General features: G+C 44.8%; 12 protein-coding genes. 4 read left to right on the top strand and 8 right to left on the bottom strand.

All coding sequences use genetic code 11. The annotated features are described in order from the left end of the window. Window positions 1–333: 333 nt before the first annotated feature. The 3 genes from IX95_RS06225 to IX95_RS06215 all read right to left on the bottom strand — a co-directional run bounded on the left by IX95_RS06225 (window position 334) and on the right by IX95_RS06215 (window position 2,827). Window positions 334–1,092: an SDR family oxidoreductase gene (locus IX95_RS06225; protein ID WP_038157910.1), complete on the bottom strand. Its 759-nt coding sequence runs from the start codon at window positions 1,090–1,092 to the stop codon at window positions 334–336. Window positions 1,093–1,287: 195 nt separating this feature from the next. Then, on the bottom strand, window positions 1,288–2,292 hold the full coding sequence (gene ltaE, locus IX95_RS06220; protein WP_019275160.1) for a low-specificity L-threonine aldolase: 1,005 nt from the start codon (window positions 2,290–2,292) through the stop codon (window positions 1,288–1,290). A 10-nt stretch (window positions 2,293–2,302) separates the two neighbouring features. After that, window positions 2,303–2,827 carry an NUDIX hydrolase gene (locus IX95_RS06215; protein WP_038157905.1) on the bottom strand — a complete coding sequence of 175 codons (525 nt, stop codon included), beginning with the start codon at window positions 2,825–2,827 and terminating at the stop codon, window positions 2,303–2,305. A gap of 276 nt (window positions 2,828–3,103) precedes the next feature. Between IX95_RS06215 and IX95_RS06210 the strand changes: the two genes are divergently transcribed. Together IX95_RS06210 and viaA are read left to right on the top strand one after the other, a co-directional pair. Continuing rightward, window positions 3,104–4,768, top strand: coding sequence for an ATPase RavA domain-containing protein (locus IX95_RS06210; RefSeq protein WP_038157903.1), 1,665 nt, complete (start codon window positions 3,104–3,106; stop codon window positions 4,766–4,768). Between the two features lie 11 nt (window positions 4,769–4,779). Next, window positions 4,780–6,225, top strand: coding sequence for an ATPase RavA stimulator ViaA (viaA, locus tag IX95_RS06205; RefSeq protein WP_038157902.1), 1,446 nt, complete (start codon window positions 4,780–4,782; stop codon window positions 6,223–6,225). Window positions 6,226–6,295: 70 nt separating this feature from the next. Here the strand turns inward: viaA and emrD are convergent, their stop codons facing one another. Both emrD and IX95_RS06195 read right to left on the bottom strand, forming a co-directional pair. Continuing rightward, a complete protein-coding gene (gene emrD / locus IX95_RS06200; protein WP_038157901.1) occupies window positions 6,296–7,501 on the bottom strand; it encodes a multidrug efflux MFS transporter EmrD in 1,206 nt (401 codons plus the stop codon). A gap of 211 nt (window positions 7,502–7,712) precedes the next feature. Continuing rightward, the gene (locus IX95_RS06195; protein WP_080555938.1) at window positions 7,713–8,021 is read right to left on the bottom strand and encodes a cysteine-rich CWC family protein; all 309 of its coding nucleotides are present in this window, start codon (window positions 8,019–8,021) and stop codon (window positions 7,713–7,715) included. Between the two features lie 140 nt (window positions 8,022–8,161). On the opposite strand from IX95_RS06195, the gene IX95_RS06190 reads away from it, so the two are divergent. Next, window positions 8,162–8,422, top strand: coding sequence for a hypothetical protein (locus IX95_RS06190; protein WP_038157899.1), 261 nt, complete (start codon window positions 8,162–8,164; stop codon window positions 8,420–8,422). Here the strand turns inward: IX95_RS06190 and IX95_RS06185 are convergent. Then, window positions 8,415–9,317, bottom strand: coding sequence for a DMT family transporter (locus tag IX95_RS06185; protein WP_038157897.1), 903 nt, complete (start codon window positions 9,315–9,317; stop codon window positions 8,415–8,417). The genes IX95_RS06190 and IX95_RS06185 overlap by 8 nt on opposite strands. A 164-nt stretch (window positions 9,318–9,481) precedes the next feature. Here IX95_RS06185 and IX95_RS06180 point away from each other — a divergent pair, with 164 nt between their 5' ends. After that, window positions 9,482–9,937, top strand: coding sequence for an Lrp/AsnC family transcriptional regulator (locus tag IX95_RS06180; RefSeq protein ID WP_006960791.1), 456 nt, complete (start codon window positions 9,482–9,484; stop codon window positions 9,935–9,937). Here IX95_RS06180 and IX95_RS06175 read toward each other — a convergent pair whose 3' ends face one another. Further along, window positions 9,938–10,987: a GGDEF domain-containing protein gene (locus IX95_RS06175; protein WP_038157895.1), complete on the bottom strand. Its 1,050-nt coding sequence runs from the start codon at window positions 10,985–10,987 to the stop codon at window positions 9,938–9,940. It abuts the gene before it with no gap. A gap of 78 nt (window positions 10,988–11,065) precedes the next feature. Further along, a complete protein-coding gene (locus IX95_RS06170; protein WP_006960793.1) occupies window positions 11,066–11,542 on the bottom strand; it encodes a MarR family winged helix-turn-helix transcriptional regulator in 477 nt (158 codons plus the stop codon). Between the last annotated feature and the right edge of the window lie 44 nt (window positions 11,543–11,586).

Here is an 11,586-nt window from a genome sequence, read left to right as displayed (position 1 = left end):
GCGGAGTGGTTATATAGTTTAATGGACGTCAAAGAAATAGGCTTGTTTAACTTTAAACTTATTAATAGCTTAGTGGTGTTGCTAAATGACGGTATTAAACTGCTTGTAGTTTGATTTGTTCGACGGTTCTTGGCCAGTCATTAACTGTAAATCATCATAAAATAACATGGCATAGTGGAAGTTTTATTTAATTTGAGTAGGTGTACATCATGACGTGTTCGTCCTTCTTGTGGATTAAGCAAGTTTGAAGTGTGAGCCAGCGAGAACGATTTATGTTTCTCGCTGATTTGAATAGTTGAGTAACTCGAAGCCTATGGAACGATATTGAAGGGGTCAATAAGCTCGATTAAAACCGCCGTCCAGCACGATGTTTTGACCTGTCATGTGGTTAGAGATGGGCCCGAGCAGCGCTAAAATACCATCAATGACATCTGTTACCGATGCGTATTTTCTAAGTGGGATATTAGACACTTCGTTCTCCATCAGTTCTTCAAACGATAGATTCTGGTCGAGAGCTTTTTGCTCCATTTTCTGCGTATAGCTTTGAGTCATTACGCCACCGAGGGAGAGGGTATTGACGGATATACCTTGCTCGGCCAGTGACAGCGCCATGGTTTTCGCTTGTCCGACCCAAGCGCTGCGTAAGCAATTGTTTATTGAGTAGTGTGGAAGTGCGGCTTTGGAGCTGATTCCTGAAACGAAAACGATGGAAGCTTTTTCCTTCAGCTTATCTTGCTCGACAATCTGACGAAGCAAACGCAGGGGCAAAATAAAGTAGTTATTGAAATACTCTTGCCACTTTTCATCGTCAGGAAACACTTCTTTGGAAGGTGGAATTCTTGGGATAAAGAACACCACACCATCAAACTTATCAGAGCCTTTGATTGCTAAAGCACATTCATCAATGGAGTCGGGACTGAAGAAATCTAATGCACACGTATGTACGGGATGCTGAAATGCAGGGCTAGAGACAATATCATCTAGTTTAGTTATATTTCTTGCAGCCAAAAAAAGTGAATGCTCTTGAGCGAGCTCGAGAGCTAAGCTAGATGCGATTCCGCCTGTCGCACAAGTGATAAGATAATTTTTCATATAAGATGTTCTTCGTACTAGCAGGTTTGTTTTCAGGAGATGTTGATAAACAGTATTCTTTTTATTGCTTACTGAGAACCCGACACAATAATATCGTTCGGTATTTTACGGAAAGCAATCTTATTTGTATGTTCTCACCTATAGAAAAAGCCAGCCACTTAGGTGACTGGCTTCTAAATTGAGTAATGCCTAAAACTACAAATACGCTTTCAGCTTTTCAACAAGCAACTTAATATCAGACTCAGAAACGTCTTTATGAGTCACAAAGCGTATTGGGTTTCCTGGCGAAACGGTAATGCCATCTTCGCTCAATTTATTTGCAATAGCGTGGATATCAACATTGTCGTCCAGCTTAGCAAATACAATATTAGTCTGAACGAATTCAGGGTTGACGTGGAAACCTGGAAGTTGACTCAGTTCTGTGGCCAGCAGTTTTGCATTGGCATGGTCAACTTTCAGCTGTTCGACTTGTTCGGTCAACGCCAGTTTGCCTGCAGCGGCAAGAATGCCAGCCTGACGCATACCACCGCCGACCATTTTGCGTAATCGGCGAGCCTTAGCGATATAAGCTTTGCTGCCAAGAAGTAATGAACCGATAGGTGCGGAAAGGCCTTTTGACAGGCAGATTGTCATCGAGTCAAAGTGCTTGGCGATTTCTCGAATATCAACATTGAGTGCAACAGCTGCATTGTATGCACGAGCTCCGTCTAGATGTAGTGACAGGCCGTGTTGATCAACAAACTCTCGGGCTTGTGCGAGATAAGACAGTGGAAGCACTTTACCATTGATGGTGTTCTCTAAGCTTAATAGTTTAGTTCGAGCAAAATGGCTATCATCTGGTTTGATTGCTGCTCTTAGTTTGTCGAAATCAAGGGTACCATCTGGGTTATTTTCGATGGGTTGCGGTTGAATAGATCCTAACACGGCGGCACCGCCAGCTTCGTATTTGTAGTTGTGGGCCTGCTGGCCACACAGGTATTCGTCACCACGGTCGCAATGTGACATCAAACCAAGCAAATTTGCCTGTGTGCCTGATGTGGTAAAAAGCGCTGCTTCAAACCCGTGGCGCTCTGCAACCCACGCTTCTAATTCATTAACGGTCGGGTCGTCACCGTATACGTCATCACCGACTAACGCGTCAGCCATGGCTTGTCTCATTGCTTGGGTGGGTTTGGTGACGGTATCCGAACGGAAATCCATGTGCTCTCTCCTATATGTATCCACACAGTTTTGCTTTACTTAAACATGCGATCGTTTTGGCATCGGTGATTTCGCCTTCGATAATCTTTTGTTCGATTTCGCTAACAGGCAGAGACAACACCTCAATGACTTCATCATCGTCGCAATTAAATCTTGTTACCTCGGACAGGCTTTTTGCGACAAACAGATATTGAATCTCGTCGCAAAACCCAGCTAAAGGTGTGACTTGCCCTAGAGATATCATGGTTTTTGCGCTGTAACCAGTCTCTTCTGCTAATTCTCTTACTGCACAGAGCTCAACAGGTTCGTTAGGTTCAATCGTGCCAGCCGGTAATTCAAGTAGCCATTTTTTGAGAGAAGGGCGGTACTGATTGATCACAATAATATTGCCATTATCTTCTATCGGTAATATGACGGCAGCGCCAGGGTGAGAAATCGTGGTGTGAGTAATGGTTTTACCATTAGGTAGTGTGGTTTGCTCTTCCTGAAGGGAGATACCCTTCCAAGTGTGTAGAATATTCAAAGGTGTGTCCATAGTATTCTTAACGTGACTCATTAATTGAGATGCGGCCTTACATTACAGCCTACAAATAGTGAATAAAAGGTTAATAAGGGGCGTGACTCAAATATGAGACATTCTCCCAGTGACTTGTCTCCCAAAATTGCAAACTTTGATTTCAACAAGTTACGTGAAACTGGCTTCTGTTATAAAGATGGGTCAAAACTAAAAAAATGCACTTGTAACAAAATAATAACAAATGTATAAAAGTATACATATATTCAGTTCTGGTCGAAGTCAGAGGAGCGCAGAATGATTAGCCCTACCAGAGTCTCCCACTCGCAAAAAGCGTTGCTCTCTGAACGAATTAACAAACTTGCTCATGCCTTATCCGATAGTGTCTACGAGCGTGAAGATACCATCAAAATGTGTTTGCTCGCCGCATTGGCGGGTGAAAGTGTTTTCCTCTTAGGCCCTCCGGGCATCGCAAAAAGCCTCATTGCGAAACGCCTTATCCAAGCATTCGACAATTCCTCCTATTTTGAATACTTGATGACTCGCTTTTCAACACCTGAAGAGGTGTTCGGACCTCTGAGCATTCAAGAGCTTAAGGATAATGGACGCTATTTACGCCTGACAGAAGGCTATTTGCCAACGGCTCAAGTTGTCTTTTTGGATGAGATTTGGAAGGCTGGCCCTGCGATTCTCAACACCCTATTGACTGTGGTGAATGAAAAGACCTTCAAAAATGGTAGCGATGTAGAACGCGTTCCTATGCGTCTGCTGGTATCCGCATCTAATGAACTGCCGGATGAAGACAGTGGTCTGGAAGCGCTATATGACCGTATGTTAGTCCGCATCTTTGTTAATCGCATTCAGAACAAACAAAACTTCAAATCAATGCTGACAGTAGGTACGCCGCAGGAAGCTCAAATTCCTGAAGGTTTGGCGATTACAGATGAAGAATATCATTTGTGGCAATCTGAGCTTGAAAAACTTGAACTGAGCGACGAAGTCTTTGAAAAACTTTATGAGCTCAAAGAAATGCTAGAGCAATCAGCAACTGAAGGAATGGGCGTTGATGTCTCTGATACCGATATGTATGTCTCAGACCGCCGTTGGAAAAAGGCCGTTAAGTTACTCAAAGCAAGTGCCTATTTTAATGGTCGCGATAGCGTCAATCCACTCGATCTCTTGCTGTTGCAAGACTGCTTATGGAATAGCCCAGAGTCAAGAGAAGTGGTGCAGCGAGTCGTGAAAGAGTTTGCTCTTAAACAGGCTTTTGACCAACAAGAAGTGGAGCAACAGATCAGCTTATGCCGTGAGGAGTTAGCGGAAGTTCAGGAAGAGTTAGAGTCTGAATTTGGCATTATGTTGTCTATGGAATCGACCACGGGCTTGTTAAAGAAACAAGTCCATAGCTATGACATCTCAGATGCGAAAAGCTACAAAGTGGGTAGCGCCTTTGATCTAGTCAAACTGGTGCTATTACAAAGCAATATGTCAGTGTCTGAATCTGAGAAAGGGGACAGCCGCTGGGTTTACGTTCCGAAGAATGAACTGGAGCGCGTGATTAAAGAAGGCCATGGAGATGTGTACGGGTATGTGAATCAGAACACCAATATGTGCCGTTTACGTTTTGATATTGATGCTGGTAACAATCTCGTCATTAAAGACATCGCTAATCGTGCGGTATTGGTTTCTGTTGTTACGCAGAAAGGTCTCGACGACGGTCTGTATCAAAGTTGGCTGACTAAGTCAGAGCAGGCCTTGGCTCAGCTTGAACACGCAGAGCATCATCTTCTTAAAGTACGTTCTAACTTTCATGGTGCTCTACCGCATAGTTTCATTGACCAAGACTTACCTCGCGCGATGGAAGCCAGTCTCCAGCACATTCAGCAAGTACTGGAATCGACCAAAACAGAATGCGAACGCACGGTTTTCCGTTTTAGAAACCTAAATCAATTCTTCTCTTAAAGGAGCGATGAATGTTAGGAGCTGACGGTTTAAACCTAGCGTTAATGATTGCAGACTCAGGGATCATAGATTCTGCGGTCAACGACCTAATGGCTCGTTCTCAAGTCATGGCGATCACTGAAAACAGAGGGATGAAAACGAAAGTTAAAAACCATCTGCTTAAGTGGCGAGGTAGCGTAAAAAAACGCATTACCAAAGTCTGTGAAACAGAGCGATTCCAGCAAGAGCTCGCGCTTTATCAAGAAGTCATTCATTGGGATGAAGCAACATTCTTTGAACAGATCCCCGATATTATCAAGAAGCTTGAATGGCACTCAGCCTTTTATCTACAAGCCCGTCGTCTTATGGAAAAGAACAAAGGGTTGAACAACCCGATGTTCCCACATTACTTCTGTGATCAGTGGTATCAAAGTCTCTCTGAGGCGATTCGTCAGGCTCAGGTAACAGAGCTAGAAGCAAGCAAAGAAAAAGCTTTGAAAGATCTCTATCAGCGAATGGAAACCATGAAAAACATGGATAAGGTCACTGAAGAAGGAGATGAGAACAGCGTTGGCCGCTTATGGGATATGGCAGCGGCTAAGCTGAGTAAAACAGATTTATCCGTGATGAAGCGCCATGCTGAGTTTCTGAAAAAGAATCAAGGGCTGCAGGAAATCGCGGAAAACCTGGGCCGCATGGCGGGTCAGGTTGATGACCCAGATTTAAATCGTGCGCCAGCTGAAGAGCTACAAATGGTCGAGGAAAAGTCAGACGAAGCGACGGACGACATTGTTGGTATTCATGAAAGCGATGACCTCAACAAGTTGCTACCTAACGAAACCATGTTTTTGGCTTACCCTGAATTAGAAGTCGTGTTCTATAAGCATTTAGTCGATAAACGTTTAATGAATTATCGTATGCAGGGTAAATCTCGTACGCTGCGCAAGGTTAAGGCGCACAGGCCAGACAACAAACAGGTCGATGTTGAAAAGGGGCCTTTTATTGTTTGTGTGGATGCTTCAGGTTCGATGAGCGGCTTCCCTGAACAATGCGCGAAAGCAATGGCGTATGCGCTAATGCAGATTGCACTGGCGGAAGATCGCGACTGCTTTGTTATTTTGTTCTCTACGGAACAAATCACCTATGAGCTGACGAGACAAGATGGTTTGCGTGAAGCGAGTGACTTTCTCACATACAGTTTTCATGGCGGAACAGACTTAGAGCCTGTGCTAATGAAGTCTATCGACTTAATGGGTGGCGATAGATACAAAAATGCCGATATGGTAGTGATTTCTGACTTTATCGCGCCCAAGCAATCGGATGAAATGCTGGCGAAAGTCGCTAAGCTTAAAAAGCTTAAGAACCGTTTTCACGCTATTAGCTTATCCAAATATGGTAATCCCGAACTGATGTCTATGTTTGATCACAGCTGGGCTTATCATCCTAATCTGGTCGGTCGGATAATGAAAAAATGGTAGCTTCTAGTTGGGCTTAACCGAATCAGACTAAAATAAAGAAGGAGCAGTTCATGCTCCTTCTTTGCGTTGGTTAGACTGCTAAAGGCATTTCATTGGAAGGATCGTGCTTGTGATATACACGAATCAGCCCGAGCAACGCCAGCAGTGACATGAGCAACATTAATGCACCCACTGGCATCTGGTCATGCGATGGGATGAGTGAGGCGGCTAGGGTGGCTAAGCCTGCACCTAAATTCTGCATACCGCCCAGAATGGCCCCTCCGGTTCCCGCATGGTATGGAAAAGGTGATAAAGCACCCGTGGTTGCGGCAGGGAATAGAACGCCAGCTCCCAAAAAGTAGATAGTCGCCCCGCCAACCAACGTCATCGCGGAGGTTTGTCCCAGTAGTCCGGGCACCAGTACAATGAGTGAGCCAAGTACGATGGCTAGCAAACCAAATATCATCGAAACTCTCTCGCCTCTTTTGGATGCAATGACGCTAGATAGCCCAGCGCCGACTAGGTAACCGGGAATAGGCAAGACAAATAACATACTGACCGTCGTTGCTGGTAGCTTTAACACGCCACCAAGTAGAACGCCTGCGGCGGCTTCAAAGATGGCCACACCAGAGAATGTGGCCACTAGGCACATTAAATAACCCTGAAACCTTTTGTTGGAGAGCACAAAACCATAGCTACTTAGTGCAGACTCATTGCGTCGACTCGCTTTAGGCAAGGTTTCTTCGAATTGGGTCATCATGGTGATCACCACTGCGATGCTAAACAATGCCAAGAACATGTAGCTAGAGCGCCAGCCTAAGGTTTCGGTCAGATATCCCCCAAGAACAGGGGCTAATAGTGGAGAAAAAATCACGCACATACTGATCAAGCTGTTCACTTGATGAAGCTCTCTGCCCGAAAAGACATCTCGTGTTAGGGTTCTCGACATAGCGCCACCGCTGCCAATTCCCAGTCCCTGAATAAAGCTGCCAGCAAGAAACCACTCGAATTGTTGTGCAAACAGAGCAACGATTGCACCGACAATATAGATCAGCAAACCAGCAATAATAATCGGTTTCCGGCCTAAACGATCGGATAGCGGGCCATAGAAAAATTGAGAAAAACCGTATGGTATTAGATAACACGCCATGACTGCCTGAAGTGCAGCGGGTGACACAAGAAACTCATCTGCCATATGACCGATAGACGGCACATACATGGTTTGAGTCATCTGACCTACCGCGGTCAGTATTGCAATTAAAAATGTCAGTTTGATAACTTGAGATGATGCGGACATTTTCAGACATACCTAAATTTAAAGCGCACGAAACCACAGGTGCTGCGTAATGCAACCCTAACTAAATAAAGAAAAACGGATGAATTAGGCGCAGAATATTAGAAGGAGATTGGTTTGCGTGCAATTGAAAAGTGTGATCTTAAGCAAGATTATTTTCTATGATTTGGATTAGATAAACTAATCCAAATTTGAGAGGCTACTGAACGAATAATTATTCTAGAGGCAGTTGGTTGAGGCACTTTCTACACAAGCAAGATTCATTGGACGGGAGAGAAGATGTATCTCGCTTTTCGAGAGAAAAACACCAGCAGGTGTTTTTACCCGCGCTGATGTCGCATTGGGCTGGCTCACCACAGGAAGGGCAGGTATGGCTTGTGGTGCTTCCTTGAAGCGCATCCATAACGGTGTCTCTTTCATCATCTGAAAGGTGACGCCAGTTGACGATTTCATCAATGGTTCGATGGCAACCGCTACATATTCCACCATTATTTTTGCATGCAGCGATACAGGGGGTTTTCAAAATGGTCATCCGAGCAAAGAAATTTCGCTGCAGACTATACCGGACTCTGCGTGTAACAACAAAAAATCAGTTGTTTTTGATAATGATTCCCACTAGTATTTGTTGCAAATGATAATTAATATCAAAAAGTAGTTTTGTTGATGATTTCTTCGCTTGCAGCTTCAGTCTTTATCGTAGGGCTAGGAATTAAAATTCGTATCTCCCGCCTACAGATCGGGATCTGGTTGCTGTTTACGCTTGTACTGGAACAGTTTGTCACTAATATGGCACTGCACGTTCTAGTTTCTATGTTTATCGCTTCTCCCTTCCTTATCAAAATGGAGAACAAAGCTCTTGCGCGCCAGATTTACGTTCTGTGTGTTCTCGTTCCCAGTTTAACGCTGATCCCTCGAATCATTTAAATTTTGGCGGCTGATACAGCAGAGAAGTGTCTTGCTTCATAAATATATTACTGGCGATCAAGCTGCCAACACACACCATTCCAAGCGCAAACCATCCCAATAAAGTGGGCTGCTCATTGAACACAGGGATAGCAAGTAATGTTGCTATCGCGGGCGTTGCAGCACCAAACGCAGCAGTACGCTCAGCGCCCAATACTGAAATCGCATGTAAATAGGTAAATGCAGCAACCAGACCCGCACCAATGCCTTGTAGGGTGATATGACCCGCGAGCTCTTTCCATGGCCAATCGGCCAAACTGGTCACGATTAAATGACTCTTGAGCATACCACTGGCGATAAGGGTGATTAATCCGAGTGTGGAGAGTAACGAAATAACTCCCGCGGCAACTAAAGGGTTCAGATTAGAAACTCGCGCGCAAATAGTAAACGTTGCCCACATCATGCTCCCCAACAGGAACAGAACGTATCCGGTCAATAAGCCATTGCCAGAGTGTCCAAAGCCTTGAAAGAGAAAAGCGGCGATGCCACCGAGCACTAGCATAAGTCCCAAAATACGGTGAGAGCTTAACGGTTGTCGAAATAGCACTACCGCGATGCCTGACACGAAAAGTGGCAGTGTGCCCGGTATTAACGCGCTGCCGTCGGAAACTGGCGCCAGCTGCATGCCTGTCCCGGCAACCAACAAATAAGGCAAACCACAGCCAACAAACATCCCTAGCATGTAGCGCTTCGGTACTTTTTGAATGAGTTTTATTGATTTAAGTACCAAAGGGAGCAGCACGATACAAGGGATGAGAAATCGAGCTAACGCGATATCTGCTGTCGTGAGCTCCGAATGTGCGCCACCACGAAGTGAAAGAAAAAAGCCAGACCAGAGCAGCAGTGTGGCAGCCATTGCCAAGTAACCTGAGATCATAACGTTGTTAGTATATTAATTTGGTGTTAGTAATTATGAGTCGTTTCTTAAGACCAAATATGGCAAAGTTAACTAATAACAATATGAGTATTAGCTGAATCAGCTAACTTATGAATGAAAATTGCTATTTAGAGGCGTGAACCATGGATAGGATCGATCAACACATCTTGATGTTGTTACAAAAGGATGCCCGTCAGTCGACAGCAGATATTGCCGACAAAGTCGGTTTGTCACCTTCCCCTTGTGCTCGAAGGATTAAACGGCTTGAAGAAGAGGGAGTGATCGCCAGTTACCGTGCAAGCTTAAGTAAAGATAAGGTTGGGGTTGGGATGACGGTATTTGTCGAGGTCAGCCTAAGTAACCACCAAGCCTCTTCTATCGATGACTTCGAGCAAGCTGTTCGGGATATGGAGGAAGTGGTGAGTTGCCACGTTGTGTCTGGTGCTTATGATTACCTCTTGGAAGTTGTCAGTCATGATCTGGCTGGGTACGAAGCCTTTACACGTAAAATCCAGCGCTTAGAAAATGTTAAGGATATCCATACACACTTGGCAATTCGACAGGTCAAAGAAGCTCGACAACTGCCCATATTCAACTAATTAGCGAGACGCGCGCTGATAAGTGCTCTGATTGTTATTGTCCACACGATCTGGTTGGGAAAACAGTGAAACACGGTCGCGTCCCAGGCTTTTTGATTGGTAAAGTGCAATGTCAGCGCGTTTGACCCAGTCTTCGATAGTTTCAAAGGGTTGGAACTCCGCCACTCCTGAACTGAGGGTCACTTTGGCTTCTTGTGGATAGTCGCTCTCTTTGACGGCGCGGTTGATTGCTTCCATTGAAGATTCAACGGCATATTGATCGGCTTGAGGGAACAACAAAAGAAACTCATCGCCCCCTAAACGAAACAACATGGTTGAGTGTTCGGTTTCGGCATCAATAATTTCTACCACCTGCGTAATGACTTGGTCACCGACATCGTGCCCATAGAGGTCATTAATCGTTTTAAATTTGTCGATATCAATAAGCGCAATTGACGAGGTTGTATAGAGCTGGCGAATGTTCTCTAGTGAGCTCTGTAATTGGTGTCGGTTGTAAGCGCCGGTCATCGGATCCCTCACTAACAAGTAGCGAAGGTCGGTTTGTAGCTGCCTGACCGCTTTCACAACTACATGGACAATGACCGCGGTCGCGAGTAATGAAAATGCATAGCGGGATGTTTCTGATAACTCCTGATGAGGCAATACAGCGATGGTGCAACCTAGACACATCACGATATTCGCGATGGTGGCAGTGCGAGCTGGCAGAAGAAATACAATGCTAATGATGATGGGGAACACCCAGTAAGTGGCCAATGTGCCAAAGATGTTCACTGCCATAATGATTGAGGTAACGAGAAGAGCCAAAGGGATAAAATGCCCGAAGAGGCCGACCTTGTTATAGATAATGGCAGCAATTTCAAGAAGCAAGGTAATCTCAAACGCTAGCAATACAGCGCCGAGCATGGTTTCACCAATGAGAAGATTTTTGATTCCGAGTGGAACGAAGAAAATGAGCGTAATAGCGGCGATGAATTTCAGAACTTGTTTCTGTTGTCTGATGTCGAGGATAGCATCACTCTGTCGGGTCTGAAGCGTCTCGTTTTTCACCATGCAACACCTTTGGCTGTCCTTTACGCCTTTATAAAAAGTAAGCCTAAAGTGTTGCTAAATCAATTCTGGTGCGGGTGGTTATTCTGGCTTAGTAATACTTCCTAGCTCAAGTACAGGTGCTACATCGATATCCTCAGCATTCATCATTGAGGAGATACGTTGCACCGAAGAAAGAAGCAGTGATTGTTCCCATTCTTCCAGTCGCTGAAACTTATTGATGAAGTTTTGCTGCAAAGGCATTGGCGCTTGGTCGAGGACTGCCAGCCCTTTTTCAGTAAGGTGTGCGTGAACCTTTCGCTTATCTTGAACGCTGCGTACACGCTTGACAAGCTCTTGGCGCTCTAAGCGATCCAATATTGTCGTTGCTGTCGCTTGACTCATATTCGTATGGTTAGAAAGCTCTCGAATCGTCACTTCTCCAAGCTCTCTTATTGAGCGCATAAGAATCAGTTGTGGGCCTGTTAACCCAGACTCTTTACTTAGTCTTTTCGAGTGCAGATCAATGGCGCGGATAATCTGTCGAATAGAGATAAGAACTTCTTCGTGCTTTTCCAATGTTAATCCTTAATGAGCGAAGCGTTTGGAGGCGAGAAAATACA

Source organism: Vibrio sp. B183 (assembly GCF_000740665.1).
In the GTDB taxonomy this organism is placed as follows: domain Bacteria; phylum Pseudomonadota; class Gammaproteobacteria; order Enterobacterales; family Vibrionaceae; genus Vibrio; species Vibrio coralliilyticus.
The sequence above is the reverse complement of the archived record's forward strand: the minus strand, read 5'-3'. Positions and strand labels throughout refer to the sequence as shown.

Coding starts and splice junctions, on each gene's coding strand:
- IX95_RS06225 (WP_038157910.1), bottom strand. CDS start 1,092: ATGAAAAATTATCTTATCACTTGTGCGACAGGCGGAATCGCATCTAGC.
- ltaE (WP_019275160.1), bottom strand. CDS start 2,292: ATGGATTTCCGTTCGGATACCGTCACCAAACCCACCCAAGCAATGAGA.
- IX95_RS06215 (WP_038157905.1), bottom strand. CDS start 2,827: ATGGACACACCTTTGAATATTCTACACACTTGGAAGGGTATCTCCCTT.
- IX95_RS06210 (WP_038157903.1), top strand. CDS start 3,104: ATGATTAGCCCTACCAGAGTCTCCCACTCGCAAAAAGCGTTGCTCTCT.
- viaA (WP_038157902.1), top strand. CDS start 4,780: ATGTTAGGAGCTGACGGTTTAAACCTAGCGTTAATGATTGCAGACTCA.
- emrD (WP_038157901.1), bottom strand. CDS start 7,501: ATGTCCGCATCATCTCAAGTTATCAAACTGACATTTTTAATTGCAATA.
- IX95_RS06190 (WP_038157899.1), top strand. CDS start 8,162: ATGATTTCTTCGCTTGCAGCTTCAGTCTTTATCGTAGGGCTAGGAATT.
- IX95_RS06185 (WP_038157897.1), bottom strand. CDS start 9,317: ATGGCTGCCACACTGCTGCTCTGGTCTGGCTTTTTTCTTTCACTTCGT.
- IX95_RS06180 (WP_006960791.1), top strand. CDS start 9,482: ATGGATAGGATCGATCAACACATCTTGATGTTGTTACAAAAGGATGCC.
- IX95_RS06175 (WP_038157895.1), bottom strand. CDS start 10,987: ATGGTGAAAAACGAGACGCTTCAGACCCGACAGAGTGATGCTATCCTC.